This window comes from Ktedonobacter sp. SOSP1-52 (genome assembly GCF_016587395.1).
In genome coordinates, this window is record NZ_BNJH01000006.1 from 71,752 (window position 1) to 90,778 (window position 19,027).

Consider the following 19,027-nt stretch of genomic DNA (forward strand, 5'->3'; position numbering starts at 1 on the left):
TACGCGGCTACTGGGGCCTATCACTTTTTTTCATTGGCAAAGTTCCACCAGTCATGTGGAGTCGTCACATGCGCACGACGGCCTTGGTATCGACCTCGGCAAAGGAGGTGTAGCCGCTGAGGGCCAGGGTGAGATCCAGGTCGGCAAGCAGGTTGGCCAGTAGTTCGCGAACGCCCTGTTCGCCATTTAGAGCCAAAGCCCACATGTAGGGGCGTCCAAGGAGGACCGCCTGCGCTCCCAGGGCGATGGCTTTAAGTACATCTGATGCCCGCCGGATGCCGCTATCGAGGAGGATGGGAACTTCTCCCCGTACCGCCTCGGAGATGGCGGGAAGCGCATCGAGCGAGGCAATGGCGCCCTCTACCTGGCGGCCACCGTGATTGGAAACGATCATACCATCCATGCCGGCGTCGATGGCTTTGCGCGCGTCATCGGGATGGAGAATGCCCTTGAGCAGGATGGGGAGCCTTGTTTGTTGGCGCAGGGTAGCCAGGTCCTGCCAGGTCAGGGAGGGATTGGTGAAAATAGCGAGAAAGCGCTGAATGGCTTCCTGGGGATTGACCTCGGGCGGCTGTGAGAGGCCCTTGCGGAAGGCGGGATCGCTCAGATAGTTGCCAATGCCCTGGCCCAGGATAAAGGGGAGATAGGCGTTTTGAATATCAGAGGGGCGCCAGGCTAGAAGATATGTGTCAAGCGTGACTACGATAGCCTCGCACCCGGCCCGTTCCGCTCGCTGAACAATGCTCTGATTGAATTCCGGGTCCTTGCTCCAGTAGAGCTGGAACCAGCGTGGCGCATCGCCCATTGCCTGTGCCACCTGTTCGAGCGGCGTCGAGGAGGCTGTACTGAAGATAAAGGGCAGGCCAACCGAGGCCGCCGCGCGTGCGGCCCCTGTCTCGGCTTCCGTATGGACAATTGACTGGACACCGATAGGCGCGAGCAAGATCGGGACTGGATAGCGCTTATTGAAAAGTTGGATGCTTAGATCGCGCTCTGCCACATTGCGCAACATGCGAGGAACGATGCGCCAGCGCTGAAAGGCCGCCAGATTGGCACGCATGCTATCCGCCATACCATTGAGGTAGCCACTAGCCTCGGGCGTCATTGCCCTATTCGCGGCCTGCTCCAGGGCTTCGGGATCAACTGGCAGACTGGGGCGTTGACCTTGCAGGCCAGCCATATAGACCTGAAACTGGCGCTGTAGCCCATATGAAGAGGGAGGGGGTAGAGAACTCATGTCGTCATCCTTTCTCTGTGCGGTTAGCGGTGTCGCCACCACTCTAAGTATGCCTTATAGCTACCCCATCACACAAGAAAAAAGGGCGAAAATAATAGTAGGAGAGGGTCAAGCGGCGCTCGACTCCCTCCTACTATTATAAGTATGAGTGTAGGATTAGCCGTTCCAGCGGCCCTGGAAGACGAAGTCTTTCTGCTCTTTGCGGACGCGAGGAGCCAGTTCGCGCTCGCGGAAGTCGTCAGATAGGTCGTCAGCGTGACCGGGATAGCCGATTGCGATCATGGTCAGGGGGACATAGCCCTCGGGAATGTTGAGTTCTTCGCGAGCCTTGCTGGCGTCGAAGCCACCCATCTGGTGCGTAGCCAGTCCAAGATCGACCGCCTGCGTAACCAGGGCACCAGAGGCCATGCCCACATCATAGAAGCTGACCGTCTCTCTGCCAGGAGCTTCGTAGAGTTTGGCTACGACGAGGACCAGGACGGGGGCCTTCTGCGCCCACATCGCATTGCGCTCAAAGAGAATCGAGGTCAGGCGAGCGTGCTCCTCTGGCTGTTCATTAGTTGCGTAGATGAAATGCCAGGGCTGCATGTTGTTGGCGGAAGCGGCCCAGCGCGCGGCTTCAAAGACGCTATCGAGCTTTTCCTGTTCGACAGAGCGACTGGAGAAGGCACGAGGACTCCAGCGATGACGAATCAAATCATGGATGGGATGCAGGTTGTCAGCAGGTTTATGGTGGGTTGTTGTTGTCACTATTCTATTCCTCTATTGCATATATTTGCGTATATAGGTTACTTATTATTAGTCGCTTGTATTATTTCACCATAAGCCTACGAGGTTGTCAAGCCCTTTGGCTAGATCTGCGTCAAAAGGATAAGGGGCATGTATGTGGGAAACGAGCTAAGTTCATTTTCCACATACATGCCCCTTATCCTTGCCCTACACAGTTTCGGGTTGGGTGACGATGCTTTCCTTGTGCTCAAGGGGGAGGGAGAAGCAGAAGGTTGCGCCCTGGCCTTCTTCGCTCTCGACCCAGATGCGACCCTCATGTTGTCTGATAATCTCCGAGGCGATATGCAGGCCAAGTCCCAGGCCCGGGATTGAGCGTTGCTCGGGGCGTTCCTGGCGAAAGAAAGGCGTGAAAATTTTCTCCTGGACATCTTTAGCAATGCCCGGACCAAAATCCTGTACACAGAGCGTTACATCCTGATCCGAGAGGCGGGTCTTCACAACGACGCGTTGGCTAGTACTGGCGTATTTCATGGCGTTGGTCAGAAAATTGGTAATGACCTGGCCAAGGCGCATGCGGTCACCCCAAATTGTAACGCCACTCTCGCCTTCCAACTCAAGCGTAAATTGCTCATTGATTGCCTGTAGATCTTCTACGATCTCTTTTACCAGCTCATCGAAGGGGAAAAACTCCTCGGAGATCGAAAGCATTCCACCAGAGATGCGTGTGACATCGAGGAGGTCATCGAGCAGGCTGGTGAGTTTAGAGACCTGGGCGTTCATGCGATTTACCAGTTGCAGGGCCTGATCATCTTCTGAGCGCTTGTAACGTTTGTTGAGCAATTGAGCATAGCCCTTGATGCTGGTGAGTGGCGTTTTGACCTCATGAACTACCATACTCATGAACTCATTTTTGCGTTTCTCCAGTTCCTGAGCCGCCATCGTTTCTCTGATCAGCTTCTCGCGCTCAATCTCAGCCTTTTTACGCTCGATGGCATAGCGAATGATACGATGTAGGAGTTCGCCCTGCAAATGGCCCTTGTCAATGTAATCGTCCGCGCCAGCCTGTAGAGCCTGGATATCGATCTCGCCTTCAGTCGCACCCGTGAGGAGAACTATGGGACGTACATATCCACGTTCGCGGGCCTCTGTCAGCAGTTCAATACCATTGTGAGCACCCAGGCGATAGTCAAGCATACAGAGATCATGCTGGGTATCTTCAAGCATGTGCGTCAGGCCATGGATATACGAGGTTTCCCATTCAAGCTCATAGCGCACTCCCGAGATGCGCGAGAGGTGCTTGCGGAGGAGGATAAAATCCTCCTCGTCATCCTCAATGAGCAGAATTCTGATTATTGGTATCGTCATACGCATTATTCTTTTCTTCAGGAGGTAGAGTGACAATCTCAAACCAGTATTTTCCCAGCATCTGCATTACTTCAATCAGGTTTTCAAAGGTAACTGGCTTGGTAATGAAAGAGTTTACTCCGAGTTTGTATGAGCGATAGATATCCTCTTCCGCCTTTGAGGTAGTAAAGACCACAACGGGGATATCACGCAATTCCTCGTGAGATTTCAGCTCTTTAAGTGCCTCGCGCCCATCCATGCGGGGCATATTGAGGTCAAGCAGGATGACTCCCGGGCGTGGCGCATTGGCTGGATCTGTAAACTCGCCTCTACGTAAGAGGTAATCGAGCAACTCTTCGCCATTATGGACTGTGTAGAGAGGATTGAGTAGTTTGCCTTTTTCCAGGGCCTTCTGGGCTAACAAAATATCATCATCGTCATCATCAGCCATTAGAATGACAAGGGTCTCTTTATTCGTCATATGTGTACTCCTGTTGTGTTGCGTGAGAAATAGGGAGGGTTACAACGAAGGTTGAACCCTCGCCAAGGGTGCTGGAAGCATTGATTGTGCCCTCGTGGCGCTCGACAATTTTGCGCACCACGGCCAGGCCAATCCCTGTTCCTTCATACTGCCCTTTGCCATGCAGGCGTTGGAAGACAATAAAGATGCGATCCAGGTACTTCTCGTCGAAGCCAATGCCGTTATCCTTGATGGTAAGCTGGCAATACGCGGGTGCAGGATTCTCTGCCTGTCCTTCTTCTTCTGTCGCGGGAAGAAGTTCAGCCGACACGGTAATTACAGGTGGAACGTCGCGTTGGTGAAATTTAAGCCCGTTTCCGATCAAGTTCTGTAGCATCTGACGCATTTGTACGGGATCGGCCTGGATGGTGGGTAGCTGGCCGATCTCGACTGCCCCCTGTGTAGTCTGGATTTGTACCTCTAAATCATCTACGACTTCCTGGGCAATCTGGTTTAAATCAATGGTAGAGAATGGGAGGGCTTTCGTTGTCACGCGTGAGAAGGTAAGCAGATCGTTGATTAAGATCTGCATACGCGCGGCGGCCTGGCGCATCCGATCCAGGTACATTTTGCCCGAACCCAATTCCTTACCATGGTCCTCTTCCAGGAGATTACCAAAGGATTGGATTTTGCGCAACGGCTCTTGTAGGTCATGGGAGGCGACGTAGGCAAACTCCTGTAACTCCTGGTTACTTCGCTGCAACTCTTTATTGGTCTGGTTCAGAGCTTCTGTTCGCTGATTGACGCGGTCCTCCAGCATGCTGGCGAAGTCCTGTAGCTCCTGGGTCATATCTACCAGTTGTTGTTCAGTCTCCTTGCGTCCGGTGATATCAATATTAATGCCAACCATCTCCTGGGGACGGCCCTGGTCGTCGTAGGAGGTGATCTCACCCATACCACGCAACCAGTGAGTCGTACCATCAGGCCAGATCGCACGAAACTCTACGTTGTAAGGAGGTCCGCCAGCCATCGCACGTTGTAGATTCTCTTCGGTTGCCGCGATATCATCGGGATGAACGCGCCGTGCCCAGTTCTCGTACCGGCCCTCGAAGCCACCTGCTGGTAGGCCATAGAGTGCCTCTAGCTCTGGCGTCCAGATGATTTTATTGCTGGGGATATTCCACTCGAAGGTACCTATGCGCCCAACGCGCTGTGCCAGTTGCAGGCGCTGCTCGCTTTTCTTAATGTTTTCGCGGGCATGAACCTTTTCGGTGACTTCGACTGCATGCACAAGAATACCATCGATCTTGCCCAGAGCGTCGCGAGTAGGTTGGTAGACAAAATCAAAATAGCTTTCCTGACCGCTGTTATAAACGAGCACTTCTTTGCCAATATATGGTTCTCCGGTGGTATACACAGTGTCGAGTAGCTCAAAGAAATGTGGATCATAGTCTGATAAAGCTTCACGCACAGGTTTATGCAGGAAATCTCGATTTGCTATCAGGCGGCGATAGTGTTCATTGGCGAACTCGAACGTATGCTGTGGCCCTTGAAGTAGACAGATAAAGGCCGGAGCCTGAGTAAAGAGTTCATAGAGGCGTCCACGCTCGGCCTCAGCCTTTTCCGCCATCTGACGCGTGGCCTCTTGCTGCTCATAGAGCGCCTCTTCCAGGCGCTTGCGCTCGGTAATATCCTCGACGACTGAGATAAAATATTGCGCTGCTTCGGTTTTATCCCGAGCCAGGGAGACCGTAAGATGTGCCCAGACGAGAGAGCCATCTTTGCGAAAATAGCGCTTATCCATGGCATATGTTTCGATCTCGTCAGCCAGCAACTGCTGAACATAAGCCAGGTCCGCATCCAGATCATCGGGATGAGTAATATCCTGAAAGGTCATGTGACGAAGCTCTAAGCGTGTATAGCCCAGAATATCGCATAGTTTCTGATTGACCTGTAACCACTGCCCATCAAGGGAGATCAGAGCCATTCCGACAGCGGCCTGGTCGAAGACAGCCTGAAAGCGACGCTCAGCCTGGCGTACGTTGTTTTGGAGTTGTGAAATAGAGCCTGGATCTTCTTGCGAGGAGGAAGTATGCATATTTTGTGTCATGCGTCTGTTTGTTCTCCCTTTCCCTATGTTTCCTATAAAGATGAGATGGGCACTTTGGCGTCTTCGCAGACGGGTGGTGCTGAAAAAGATGGGAAATGGCCCGAATAGGGTTTCTCATAGCCGGTGTCTGAGACACATACTATTTAACACGTAAGGGAAGCGCAAATAGATGAGGCTGGGGAAAGAACCTTACTTTTGATTGTGAATGTGTATGTCTACGGTAGCAAAAGGTTAGTGGTTTTGGCAAGAAACAGTACGATATATTCAGAGTCTTTTAATCTTGAGCTAGAGGCGTAGCAACTGGCGATGCGCCCTTCAGGGGACGCCAGAAGAGGAGAAACATCGCGAGAAGCGTCACAAGTAGAAGACCACCCCAGCCAAGAAGGGCGATTTCTTCAAGGCCGTTCTCGCGCTTCTCTACCTCGCGCAGGGAGCGACCAGCCAGCACAAAGCCTGCTCCCCCTTTTATCTGGGTGACAACGATGGCGCTGCGGACACCGGGTTGTGGTTGCCAGGAGATCCGATCCTCCCCCTGTTGCTTTACACTCTCAAATATGCCCGAGGGGATAGTAAGAGTCCCGCCATTGAGTTCCGCGGAGGAAGCAAGGGGCTTGCCGTCGCGATCAAAAACGATAAGGTAGGGAGCCAGGCTGGTAGCGATATCGACCTTCTCCGTAGGCACCACCTGTTGTGGAGAGGCCCCGCTTGCCAGGCGTGCCGCTGCATCCTCGGCCATCTGGATCTGCGGATCATCCGCGCCAAGGCGCTCGACCTGCTGCGCCAGACCGTACATGATGACAAAGAGACCAGAGATAATAATAGCGGTTAGCAGCCAGTATTTCAGGATAGTTTTGAGCATCGAGATTCCCTCCTTGAAGCGCGCTCAGGTTCGTTCCTATTTCTTGCCATAACAAGCATAGCGCCTCTCGGTGCGGCTGGCTATGTTCTGAGTGCTTCTCTCAAGGTGCGTGTGTGCGGTAGTATTGGAGGAAGAAGTGTGATCGATATATATTCCAGTTGAAGCTTTTTGCATAGAGGCGAGAAGCCTATCGATCACACTTTGCGTTAGGAGATAAAGGTAAATTGCGCGGTCTCAGCGACCAGGGGTGAGGGATCGGTTTTATAGCGCTCCAGGCGTTTGATTCGTTCATCTGTCCAACCACTGGCTTGCCTACCTTGCGTGATGAGAGCAGCGAGCGCGAGGCGACGTAAACGCTCGTCGCGACTATTTGCAAGTGCCTGCTCCAGGGTTGCTAAATCAATATCAGGGCGTTTCGCGACCCCTTCGATAGCCTGTATTGCTCTTGCCAGGGCATCAGGGTGCAGATCCTTTGCCAGGCGCATAATTTCCGGTGCTACCTCCGACCAGGGGAGGCCCTGAATAATAAGGTTAAGGCGCATGGATATGGTAAGCCGATCACTGGCGAGTGCGCTTAAGATGGCCCGCGTGGTGGGTACCAGGCGTCGTTGATCGTTGCGTAGCGTGGGCAGATAATTGTTGTAGGCAATATATAACGCCTGGCGGTTATTGAGGAGCTGGCGTATAGCTTCTCCGACAAGGTTGACATCTCTTCCCATATAGATCGCAAAAAAGGCTCTGGAGGCGAGCGCACATTCACCTGGTAGTGGAGAATTCAGCAGCGCAGAGAGATGGGTAAGCAGGGTATGCTCAGTATCGGTTACTGGATGATGCATGCAGCGCTGAAGCACATGCGTACGCACAACGGGATCTGGGTGGTTAAGTAAGGTGGCGAGCAGGATTGCCAGGTGTTTCTGAGTTTGAGGTGAGAGCCCATCGGCAGGAATTTGGATCACGCCACGCGCGATGGAAATATCGGAGGCATGGGCCGCCTGGTTGAATATCTCCCAGGTCTCATCGCGCTCCAGATAGGACCAGAAAGCGCGCAAGAGGGCCACGCGTACATCACGATGTAGCTCATGTGTGTTGAGTGTGAGCAATTCGCGATACGCCTCCTCTGTGGCCAGTTCTCCGATCAGGCGTACAGTCTCTTTAGCGACTGTAACCTGGGTGGTTGGCACGCTGCGTAGAATCTTGAGCGCTTCAGCCTGTGGCAATGAGAGTAGGGCCTGGCGCAGAGCATAAATAGCGATGCGTGCGCGTGTGTCATTCAAGGCTTCAAGTAGGGTTGGAATACCCTGGCCAGCATCCAACTTACCTAATACTTGCAGAGCCGTATCTCGTACTGGCTCACGCTTGTCGCTAGCGAAGGGAATGAGGTAAGCCGGGTCGAGCGCTGGCATGGCCGCCAACTGGTGAATAGTATAGGTTAAAGAAGATGTGGAGCGCTTCTCATCATTGGCGATCTCAAGTAGTGTGAGTGCAAAGAGTTCCTGTTGCGTTGGTGTCCAGCGGTGGAAGCCTTTTTCAAAGGAGAGGACATAGCGCGTCTTACCAGTGTTAAATCTACCTCGATAGGCTTGCTGTCCCAGGAAGGGCGTCAGCAGGTCTTGCCGCCAGCGATGGAGATAGGCGGAGACAGGGGCTAGCGTTATGCAGCTTTTATCTTGCTCCAGCAATTGTGGAATAAGGGTAGATAGGCGCTGTTTTTGATAGTTGGCGAAGAGCTGGAGAACTGCATTCATGGTTGAGGATTGACGTGTCTGATCAAGCAGGGATTCTAGAATATCTGCCAATTTATCCAACACGTGCAGGCGCGGACCAAAGGCGTTTGCCAGACTTGCTAGCGCGGCCTCGCGTTCGCGTCCTTTCCATTCCTTTATCAACGGTAGGAGTGTATCTGCGAAGAGCTGTGTATGGGCTTTACTGATATAGGTGTAGAGCTTAGTGACGCTCGTGTATCCGCGTTTACGATAGACATTGGTCAGTTGCGTTGCGCACCATGTTGGATGGAAGGTAAAGAGCTGTAGCACGATAAGCTCAAGCTTGTTTGCGCTAGCGGCTGAGAGGTCGCGGGCATTGAGGGCATCAAGGATGATCTGCTCAAGGTTGTCCAGGTCTGTGGCGGACCAGATATGACGTGGCAGCTCCGAAAGCGCATTAAGTAAAGCGAGCCGTACAGGATCTTGTTCGTAGCGACGGGCACGTACAAGTTGCAGTACATCACCGAGGCGCTCCCGCTGATAGCGGGCTGAGGCAATCAAGGCGCTAAGAGCCGCGGCGCGCAGATCGGCGTCAGGCATATTCAAATAACTACTCACCAGGTTTTGGGCTTCATCCCAGGGTAGGAAGGCGGCATAGCGTAGTCTGGAGATAGGGGATGTTGCCAGCGCCGGAAGCGCTATATGGCGGCGTGCCTCCTGCATACGTTGAACAGTCGGCAGAGATTTGATAATGTCTAATGGTAAAATACCATCTTTATCGCGCCAACCACGTGCACAGGCAGTATAGATCTCAAGGCGCTGTTCTGGCTTAAGCTTGCGAAAGTATTTATGGAAAAAGTGGTGACTGCCAAAGTTTGTCGCGTAATGAGTAAACAGAGCGATAATCTGCTCTGCATCCAGGATGGGTATGACCCTGCTAAAGTTTATGCTGCTCTGCTGGCCTGAATGCCTGAGTAGGTCGAAAATCTCTCTGGGGCGCCTGAGAACGAGCGATTGTATGCTCAAGCGTTGAAAGGGAATAAGCGTGAGCGCTCCGCGCACCAGCTCAAGCCCGGCATCGGGATCTAGCTGAGCAAGCAGGGGCATAACGGTATTGACTTGCAGGATGAATTGTTGATCCAGGACATCGCTGGCGGTAATACGAGCGCGTAACTGAGTGCTCGCGAAGGCTGGATGGCTCCTGGTCAAGCGCTTCCAATCATCAAGCTCAAATTTGTCAATAACCTGTCCAAGATGGTGCGTGACGATGTCAAGCGAGGCGAAAGGGAGCAACCGCTTGAGACGTGCATCCTGGCGTGTCGCAAGTGTCTCTATGTAGGCATTGATGGGGTCTTGCCTGCGGTGGCGTGCAAGATTAGTGAGGATTACAACTTGTAAGTCATTAGCTAATGTTTCTAGCGCGGCTTGTATCTCGGTATCGCTGCATAGTATTGAGGCGAGAGAGAGCGCGAGAGAGCGCACGCAGCGCGAGGGGTCGGAGAGCGCCTGGAGAGCCAGGGCTGAGTTCTGGCTGCCATAGCAGGATTGAAGCGCCAGGGTGCGCTCATAGACGTTGCCGCGGGCCAGGGCTGTTATAAGCTCGCGGATGCTGGCATCTTGCGCGTACAGGCGGCCCAGTTCCACCATGCGGTACATGCGCCCATGATGCGTTAAAGTCTCACACTCTTGTAACAAATCTTCCAGCGTCATGCTCTCTTCTCCATCACGTCTCTTTAGCAAAGAGTAGCTATTATGTTTTCTTGTATGCTTGAGCATCGTACGCGAAGGCAGTTTGCCTGTCAATATCCAGGGTTGGTACACGACGCTGCAAAAGCACGCGTTTACATATCATGGCACTGTGAGCCTCGTACCATGATATGTAAACGCGTGCTTTTGCAGCGTCGTTCGGATACAATCTAAATAAAGAAATTATATAGAAAGCAATCAATCAAGGGTATGCGAAAAATCTCATTCTGGAAGCAATCCTGGCCGCGTCTGTTGTTATGGAGTCATGCTATAGCGGTGGCGGGCTTTTATATGATCAACTGGTGGCGCACAAGGCCGCGCGAGAGCGACCAGGTGGAGAGTCTCTCGGTTGCCGCGCGCCCGAGAGTTAGTGATCTTCCGCTGGTCTCCATCATTGTCCCGGCGCGTGACGAGGAGCACAATATTCAGCGCTGTGTGGAGTCGCTCCTGGGGCAGGATTATGGTAAATTTGAGGTCATTGTTGTCAATGATGACTCACAGGACAGGACGGGCAAGATTCTGCAAGCTATGCAGCGACAGCACCCACACGGCGATTTACTGCACGTGGTTGAGGTAAAGGAACTCCCTGCGGGCTGGGCGGGGAAGCCACACGCCATGCACCAGGGGGCACTGGCGGCGCGTGGCGCGTGGCTGGTCTTCTCCGATGCTGATACCTGTCACGCGCCTCAGGCGCTGCGCTCGGCCTTTGCGCGGGCGCAGGAGGAGTGTGCGGACCTCTTTAGTATGGGCGCGGAGCAGGAGCTACCCACCTTCTGGGAGAGGGTGCTGATTCCTATCGCCTATATGGGTATCAGCATGCTCTATCCGCCGCGACAGGTTAATGATCCCGCCAATCCACTTGCCATTGCTGCCGGTCAGTTTATGCTGATTCGTCGCGAGGTCTATGAACACATCGGTGGCTATGCTGCGCCACACCTGCGCGCCACCGTACTTGATGACCTGGACCTGGCGCGTACGGTCAAAGCCCAGGGCTATCGCACGCATTTTCTGGACGGGCGCGGCCTGGTCTTTGTGCGTATGTATCGCAACTTTGGCGAGATCTGGCGCGGCTGGCTCAAGAACGCCTATCTCGGCAATCGCGGGGGTCTACCCTTCTTAGTAGTGCAGCTTGTTGGCCTCTTTAACGTTTGCATCGTGCCCTTCCTCCTGCCACTGCTCTTCTTTGCACGGATCAAGGGTCTGAATAAGAGGGATATTACGCAGGCGACGGCCCTGGAGTTATGGGCGCTGCTCTCGTACCGCTTCTGGCTCAATCGCAAGCTAGGCTTACCGTGCTGGCAGGCCCTGACCCACCCTCTGGGCGCGGCTGTCTTCGAGGGTATTCTGGCCCGCTCGGCCTGGCTTGTGCTCTCGCGCAAGGGCGTGCAGTGGCGTGGGCGCACCTATCACGGGGCCGAGGAATAAAAGAGGTAAGAAAATAGTAAATGCTGCTAGGCCATTGGCCTAGCAGCATTTACTATTTTCAAGGTATTTTTCGGCAATCTGGCGTGCGGCGACCTCGATTGCGTCACGTAGCTCGCGGGGTTCGAGCACAAGTGCCTCGGTGCCAAAGGCGAGTACGTAGGGGACCGCGCTCTCGATAGAGTTCATTTTGACCTCCACAACGATGCTGCCGTCATGGCGGGAGTCCAGAATGGTATAGCGTCCCTCAAGCTTGTGGCGGCCCTGGGCGTCGATGTGCAGAATGACATTGATGGGGGCCTGAATGGCATCGATAGTGATATGCTCCTCTTCCCAGTAGCTTTGTAGATCGAAGTCATGGTGAGTATACGTGGCCTCATTCAGGACACGCATATTCTCGATATTGGCTACGCGGAAGGTCTGGTACGCACTACAGGTGTGGCAATACGCGACGAGATACCAGATACCTGAACGAATATGTTTAAGCGACAGGCCCTTGAAGACCAGACCGATGGGATCAAGCCGACGCCATTTGATGCCAGGCTTATCAATGCACGAGACGCAAGGATAGAGAATCTCAACCTGGTAGGCCTCTAGCACGGCGGAACGAATGCGTTCCAGATATGTCGTGTGCTGTGCCTTCCCGTAGTGCCAGGCGCTGGTATCAAAGAAGATACGCTCACGCGCGGCGCGTACGTTGTCGCGATACTCCTCCGGCAGCGTCGCTTCCAGTTTGATGAGTGCGCGCTGTAGCCCGTCGTCTCCCGCGAAGAGACTATAGTTGCCCGCAATATCTGTGCTTAAAATAAGCGAGACCGCCTCTTCACGTGTGAAGACGGTCGAATCGAATTGATAGTTCGCCGGTAGATAGTAGCCTCCGCCGGGGCCGTAGTCCATTGAGATTGGTACGTGAGCCAGTGAAAGCGAGGTTATATCCCGGTAGATGGTGCGTGTGGATGTCCCCAGAATCTCGGCCAGTCTCCTGGCTGTCATTTTTCCACGTGCTTGTAGGAGCAGTGTAATAGCCACGAGACGCTCGATTTTTTGCATACTTGTATTGTGGCATGAAGCTGTGCCAAAAGGCAAGGTATTGTAGACGCAAAAAGTTTTGTATGGCAAAACTTTTTGCGTCTGCGGCGCCTGATTAATAGGTGTGCTGGGTGTTCCTGGGCAACGCCCAGGAACACCCAGCACACCTATTTTCTTACTCGCGGGCGGTGGTGATGCGGAGGATTTCGGGGGCTTTCTGGAGCATGCGTTGGGCGGCCAGGTGGGTGGTTATAAAGTAGAGCAGCCAGCCGTAGACGAGGGAGGCCGGAATAGAGAGACTCCAGAGCCAGAGTATATGGAAGAAGACGGGTAGGAGGAGGGCGGCGGCCACCGGTGCCAGGAGCACCAGCATCAGCAGGAAGAGGGCCGAGGTCTGAATCAGGCGCAGGCAGCCATTCTCTTGCGAGGTCGTGGTGGCGCTGGCCTGGTAGCCGCGTTGCTCCTGAGGCATACGGCTGGGAAAATAGACGGAAGAGAGGTTGCCACAGCCCAGGACAATCCCCAGACCAGCTAGCCCAATAGTCAGCGCGGGCAGCACGTACTCCCAGCTGTGCGCGACATACACTCCCAGCAGGATTACTATGAGCAGGTTGAGGGTGCCTAGCACAAAGGCAATCAGGTTCTTGCCAAAGAGTAGTTGCTGAGGTTTGATAGGAAAGATAAAGAGTAGGGCCAGGCTCTGGCGCTCAAGGCCAAGCACATTATGCGAAAAGCTAGTGACGAAAAAGAGCGCGTAAAAGGGAACGGCCAGCACGGTCCAGGAGGATTGCAGGCCGTCGCCAAAGCGCGTGGGACTAAAAAGCGTAATCACGATCAGCACTACCATCGAGATCAGGGATTGAATGATGAGGCGCAGGAGCATAGGATCGCGTCGGTAGTACTTCAAGTCCTTGAGAGCGATGGCCCTGGTCTGCTCCGGTAGCCAGTGCGTCAGGCGTGAGCGCGTCGTGGGAGCGGCGGTGGCGAGGTCACGCTGGCTAGCAGGTGCGCGGCGTACACGGACGGCTCCAGCGCCCTCGGTAGCGGTAAGCGCGCGTTCGACGACGATCTGCCAGAGATAGAGGACAAGCAAGGTAATGGCCAGCAGCGGAAGCAGCCAGGCAAAGCTCAAAAGCCAGTTGCCACGTGTAGCCTGTAAGATCACCTGAGCCGCCATGCCAGGTGGCAGCCATTGCAGGTAGCGCGAGAAGGCCTGGTCATAGAGGGCGTGAACCAGTTGGCGTGCGCCCAGGCCGCGAAAGACCAGTTGCTGGATGAGATAGCACGAGGAGGAGAAGAGGCCAACCAGCAGGATGCTGACATCGCGGAAGCGGCGGCTCTGCATTACGCGCCCCAGGAGGGCTAGTACAAGCTGGCTACACCCGATAAGCTGGGCGAAGAAGATGAGCATGGTCACGCTCGACATAAGGACCACGAGAGGCGAACTGGCCCAGCCAATGATGACCGCGAGGCAGAGCAGGAGCATACCGAGGGTGGGAACATCAAATAAGGTTGAGAGCAACAGGCTGAGCATTAATTCTTCGCGACTAAGCGGAAATAGGACCAATTTCGCGACATTCAGACCTTCATTGACGTTGTATTCGAAAAGTGGTAGAGTGAGCCACAAAATGAATAAGCCGTTTAACACAAGGGTTAGGACTTCAGCGTTGGCTGGTGCTGGCAAGAAGCGATACGCGAGATATGTCGCAGCAGCGATGCCTAGTGAGAGCGGCACGATGATGAGAAGGGAGAGCACCAGGCCGGTAATTTGCCTGGTCTGGCGGGCGGTAAACATACGCGAGAACATTTTCCAACGCAGCCAGAAGAGCCAACGTACTCTATCTCCACGAATCCGCATAACAGACCAGTTTCTCGATTGAATTGGGTATTCAATCGCCTTTCTTGACGTTTATCTAAAGCAATAAAGCAGGGATGTCGCCAAAACAGATACGTGCCAGCAAGCTTTTCCGTTACGCCCATTGCTTCCATACAGTACCATGTAGAACTATACCAATTTTCTTATATAGGCGACAAATAGCTGTGTATGTACGATAATAGGTTGGCTGGTAGGCACGAATTATGTGCTTCTGCTTATACAGGCATAGCCAACGAAAGCCAGTGTGCAGCCACGAGGTGTACGCAACCTCATGTCGCTCTTTTTTATACCCCCTCAAATCTCATCGAAAGACTGACACCCCCTTGTCAGCCATTGCAGGCTAGACTTTTAAGAGAAGGAGTGGATGTGCGTAGCGGTTAGGCATGTCAAGAAAGGACCTGCTTGCAATGCCATTAGAAAAAAAGCAAAAATTGTTCTCATCGTATGTTGAATCATTTAAGTTTAATTGGCGTATCTTTACTCGTATTCTAGGCTTATTGCGCCCTCACTGGTTCTGGTCCATTACTACTCTCGTATGCGTCGCATTGGCAACTGGCGCCTCACTGGTGGTGCCGCAGTTGTTGCAGTGGGTGATCGATGTCGGTGTGCGGAATGGCAACCTTACTGATCTGATCATTGCCGCAGTAGCGATTTTAGGGGCCAGCTCATTGCGTGGTCTCTTCTCATATGGACAGGGCTACCTCTCTCAGGCAGTCTCGAACCAGGTCGCGTATGACCTGCGTAACATGATGTATGACCACCTTCAGGGTCTGAGCTTCGCCTTTCACGATGACTCGGAGACGGGACAGTTGATGTCGCGTATGACGGTGGATATTGAAGCGGTGCGTAACTTTCTCCCTTTTGGTTTGATGCGTGCTGCCCTGGCCCTCGTCACGTTTGTCACGGTGGCGGCGATTCTCTTCTCGCTGGACTGGGCTTTGGCGCTGGTGACCCTGATCTGCGTCCCCTTCCTGGCGATCTTTACCTCTCAGGTGGCGATCCGTATTCGCCCGCTCTGGCTGGCTGTCCAGAATGAGAATGGCGAACTCAGCACCATTATGCAGGAGAGCCTGAGTGGTGTGCGCGTGGTCAAGTCCTTCGCGCGCGAAGAGTTCGAAATGGAGAAGTTCGACAAGCAGAATCAGCATCTGCGTGATTACAGCCTGAAGGCCATGCGCTTCATGGCCTGGAACCAGCCTCTGCTGGTGTTTGTGCTGAACGTCGTGACTGTGCTGGTGCTCTGGGTCGGTGGTATCGCGGTTATTCAGCACCATCTGAGCCTGGGAACCCTGGTCGCGGTGACGCAGTACGCGCTCTTGCTGGCGACTCCTGTACGTACCTTTGGCTTTATGGTGAACTGGTTTATGCGTGGCCTCTCGGGCGCTGAGCGCATCTTCTCCGTGCTGGATACTAAGTCGACGGTGACCGATGCTCCCAATGCCAAGGAACTGAAGAATATCGAGGGCCATGTGCGCTTTGAGCACGTAGACTTCTCCTACGCCCGTGGTCGTCAGATTCTTCATGATGTGAATATTGATGCGCAGCCAGGTCAGGTTGTGGCCTTGCTGGGTGTGACGGGTAGCGGTAAGAGCACACTGCTGCACCTGCTGCCGCGCTTCTATGATGTCACTGATGGCGCGATCACGGTTGATGGGCTGGATGTACGCGAGGTCACGCAGAGTTCACTGCGGCGCAACATTGGCCTGGTCTTGCAGGATGTCTTCCTCTTTAACGCGACGATTCGCGATAACATCGGCTATGGCGTGGAGCATGCCACCGAGGAGCAGATTATCGCGGCGGCCAAAGTGGCACGCATCCATGAATTTATCCTGAGCCTGCCTGATGGCTATGAGACCTGGGTTGGCGAGCGTGGTGTCACCCTCTCGGGCGGCCAGAAGCAGCGTGTCGCTATCGCGCGTACCCTCTTGCTGAACCCGCGCATCCTGGTCCTGGACGACTCGACCTCCAGCGTGGATATGGAGACGGAGTACCTGATCCAGCAGGCGCTGGAAGCGGTTATGAAGGGGCGCACCTCCTTTGTGGTGGCCTCGCGCCTGCGTACCGTCAAAAATGCCGACCAGATCCTGGTGATCGAGGACGGGCATATCGTCGAGCACGGCACGCACGATACCCTGGTGACGCAGGATGGCCCCTATGCTCACCTGTATGATCTACAGCTACGTGAGCAGGAGGAGTTCGAAGCTCGCTTGCTCGCGCAGCAGGTGGACGAGGACCTGCGCAAGAGCTCTAAAGGGAAGAAAGAGGCGAGCGAGGAGCAGCAGCAGTATCCTCGCCTGGATGCCGAGAACGTTGAGAAAAGGGAGGCGATGCGGTGATTTTGCGCAAGAGTAAACCTAAGTCCGACTTGTATGATAAGCTCTCAGCTCGCCGTACCTGGAGCGAGAATAGCCTGGCGGGCTCGGATGAAGATATCGAAGGCAAGTTTGATTGGAAGCTGATTGGTCGCTTTGGTCCCTATGTTGGTAAATATAAGACCGCGACCATTCTGAGCTGTGTCCTGGTGCTGCTGTATACCGCCTTCAACCTGGCGAATCCCTACCTGATTGGTCTGGCAATCGATAGCTCTATCAGTCATGGCGATCTGGTTGCCCTGGCCTGGATTAGCGGAGTCCTTTTGCTCGTAAATGTGGGGATGTGGCAGTCGCAGTACTGGCAGATCTGGAGCATGTCCTGGGCGGGCCAGCGCATCCTGTATAAAATCAGTGCCGACATGTTCGCGCACTTGCAGAGGCTCTCGCTGAGCTTCTATGACCACACGCAGATTGGGCGTGTCATGTCGCGCCTGCAAAGCGACATCGATGTCATGGAATCCATGCTTAGCTCGGGCCTGCTCTCCATGCTGGGTTCGCTGGTGGCCCTGGTGGGGATTATCGGAACCATGCTGGCGCTGAGCGTGCGTCTGGCCCTGTTGACCTTTACCGTTCTGCCAATCATGGTCATCATCGCCATTTTCTGGCAGCGTTATGCGCAGCGTTCCTTCCGTCGCACGCGTGCTGCCATCTCGCTGGTAAACGCGACCTTGCAGGAGAACATCTCCGGCATGCGCGTCATCCAGAGCCTGGCGCGTGAGGATCGCAACCGTAACGAGTTCGATGAGTTGAATCGTTACAACCTGGATACGAACCTGGAGTCGAGCCGGGTGGCCGCGCTTGTCCTGCCACTAGTTGAGGTCGTAGCGGCGGTGGCGACGGCCCTGGCGGTGGTCTATGGCGGCTGGCTGGTCGCGCATGGTGATTTACAGGTTGGCGTACTGGTCGCCTTTACGCTCTACATCAACCGCTTCTTCGATCCCATTCGCGACCTGAGTATGTTGTATACCCAGTTGCAGCGCTCGGGCGTTGCCGCTGAGCGTATCTTCCAGATTCTGGATGTACCAATTTCCATTCAGGATCGTGAAAATGCCTATGATATGCCAGAGGTCGTGGGCAACGTCGAGTTCAAGAACGTAGTCTTTGGCTACAAAAAAGAGCATCCCGTGCTGCGTGGGCTGAATCTCACGGCCCAGGCGGGCCAGACTATCGCCATTGTGGGACCAACGGGCGCGGGTAAGAGCACAATCATCAGTCTCTTGCCGCGCTTCTACGAGGTATTGGATGGCGCCTTGCTCATTGACGGGCACGATATTCGCGAGGTGAAGCAGCAGTCCTTGCGCAGGCAGATCGGCATCGTGTTGCAGGAACCCTTCCTCTTCACGGGTACCATTCGCGAGAACATTCGCTATGGACGCCTGGACGCCAGCGACGCCGAGGTGGAGGAGGCCGCGAAGGTTGTGGGTGTGCATGATCTGATCATTGGCATGCCTGATGGCTATGATACCGTCATTCGCGAGCGTGGGCGCAACCTGAGCGTGGGCCAGCGCCAGTTGATCTCCTTCGCGCGCGCCTTGCTGGCCGATCCTCGTATTCTGGTGCTCGACGAGGCCACGGCCAGTATTGATACCTTCACAGAGGTATTGGTGCAGGAGGGCTTGCGCCGCCTGCTGTATGGACGTACCGCCTTCGTCATCGCGCACCGTCTCTCGACCATCAAGAACGCGGACAAGATCATTGTCTTGCAGAAGGGCGAGATCATGGAGCAGGGTACGCACGATGAGCTGTTAAAGGCTGATGGTGCCTATGCCTCGCTCTACGCGATGGGCTTCCGCCACACGGATGTGAAGGAGACGCTGCCCGAAGCCGTCTAAACGCCGTATCACACCAAAACAGGCCCGCGAAACAGCATGTCGTGTTTCGCGGGCCTGTTTTGGTGTGTAGTGATAGTAGAAGAAGGATTTTGGCGACGAGCTTTTGAAAGTATAACCTTACGACGGGAACAACACTTGTGATGGATGGGGGTGGACTCGTCGTATAGAGATTAAAAGATTCTAGGGTTGAAAGATTTTAGTAGAGCAAGACGACAAGCGAAAAATTTTAGTGTACACTGGAGGGTGAGTAGATCGCCCTCCAATTTTGTGTGTCGCTTGCTGTAGGTGTTCTTCGCTGAAAGGAGAGA

The 19,027-nt window shown here is 54.2% G+C and carries 12 protein-coding genes; 3 read left to right on the plus strand and 9 right to left on the minus strand.

Annotated features, from left to right (window positions below; translation table 11 throughout):
- Nucleotides 1-64: 64 nt before the first annotated feature.
- From JMJ16_RS45545 to JMJ16_RS45575, 7 genes are all read right to left on the minus strand, one after another.
- Complete coding sequence (locus JMJ16_RS45545; protein ID WP_201392445.1) at nt 65-1,237, minus strand: alpha-hydroxy-acid oxidizing protein; 1,173 nt, start codon at nt 1,235-1,237, stop codon at nt 65-67.
- 156 nt (nt 1,238-1,393) lie between these two features.
- The gene (locus tag JMJ16_RS45550) at nt 1,394-1,987 is read right to left on the minus strand and encodes a nitroreductase family protein (RefSeq protein ID WP_236602010.1); all 594 of its coding nucleotides are present in this window, start codon (nt 1,985-1,987) and stop codon (nt 1,394-1,396) included.
- 186 nt (nt 1,988-2,173) lie between these two features.
- Nucleotides 2,174-3,331 (minus strand): ATP-binding protein, encoded by a 1,158-nt coding sequence (locus tag JMJ16_RS45555; protein WP_201392446.1) that lies wholly within the window; start codon nt 3,329-3,331, stop codon nt 2,174-2,176.
- Nucleotides 3,297-3,791 (minus strand): response regulator, encoded by a 495-nt coding sequence (locus tag JMJ16_RS45560; RefSeq protein ID WP_201392447.1) that lies wholly within the window; start codon nt 3,789-3,791, stop codon nt 3,297-3,299. Before JMJ16_RS45560 ends, JMJ16_RS45555 begins: the two co-directional genes overlap by 35 nt.
- Entirely contained in the window at nt 3,781-5,880 is a 2,100-nt protein-coding gene (locus tag JMJ16_RS45565) for a PAS domain-containing sensor histidine kinase (protein WP_201392448.1), read from the minus strand. Before JMJ16_RS45565 ends, JMJ16_RS45560 begins: the two co-directional genes overlap by 11 nt.
- A gap of 274 nt (nt 5,881-6,154) precedes the next feature.
- The gene (locus JMJ16_RS45570; protein WP_201392449.1) at nt 6,155-6,739 is read right to left on the minus strand and encodes a hypothetical protein; all 585 of its coding nucleotides are present in this window, start codon (nt 6,737-6,739) and stop codon (nt 6,155-6,157) included.
- 206 nt (nt 6,740-6,945) lie between these two features.
- A complete protein-coding gene (locus tag JMJ16_RS45575) occupies nt 6,946-10,152 on the minus strand; it encodes a HEAT repeat domain-containing protein (RefSeq protein ID WP_201392450.1) in 3,207 nt (1,068 codons plus the stop codon).
- Between the two features lie 246 nt (nt 10,153-10,398).
- On the opposite strand from JMJ16_RS45575, the gene JMJ16_RS45580 reads away from it, so the two are divergent.
- Nucleotides 10,399-11,613 (plus strand): glycosyltransferase, encoded by a 1,215-nt coding sequence (locus JMJ16_RS45580; protein WP_201392451.1) that lies wholly within the window; start codon nt 10,399-10,401, stop codon nt 11,611-11,613.
- Nucleotides 11,614-11,652: 39 nt separating this feature from the next.
- Here JMJ16_RS45580 and JMJ16_RS45585 read toward each other — a convergent pair whose 3' ends face one another.
- Both JMJ16_RS45585 and JMJ16_RS45590 read right to left on the minus strand, forming a co-directional pair.
- Nucleotides 11,653-12,660, minus strand: coding sequence for a YafY family protein (locus tag JMJ16_RS45585; RefSeq protein ID WP_201392452.1), 1,008 nt, complete (start codon nt 12,658-12,660; stop codon nt 11,653-11,655).
- A gap of 154 nt (nt 12,661-12,814) precedes the next feature.
- Nucleotides 12,815-14,497 carry a hypothetical protein gene (locus JMJ16_RS45590; protein ID WP_201392453.1) on the minus strand — a complete coding sequence of 561 codons (1,683 nt, stop codon included), beginning with the start codon at nt 14,495-14,497 and terminating at the stop codon, nt 12,815-12,817.
- 425 nt (nt 14,498-14,922) lie between these two features.
- Between JMJ16_RS45590 and JMJ16_RS45595 the strand changes: the two genes are divergently transcribed.
- Both JMJ16_RS45595 and JMJ16_RS45600 read left to right on the plus strand, forming a co-directional pair.
- Nucleotides 14,923-16,851, plus strand: coding sequence for an ABC transporter ATP-binding protein (locus tag JMJ16_RS45595; RefSeq protein ID WP_201392454.1), 1,929 nt, complete (start codon nt 14,923-14,925; stop codon nt 16,849-16,851).
- The gene (locus JMJ16_RS45600; RefSeq protein WP_201392455.1) at nt 16,848-18,719 is read left to right on the plus strand and encodes an ABC transporter ATP-binding protein; all 1,872 of its coding nucleotides are present in this window, start codon (nt 16,848-16,850) and stop codon (nt 18,717-18,719) included. Before JMJ16_RS45595 ends, JMJ16_RS45600 begins: the two co-directional genes overlap by 4 nt.
- Nucleotides 18,720-19,027 lie beyond the last annotated feature (308 nt).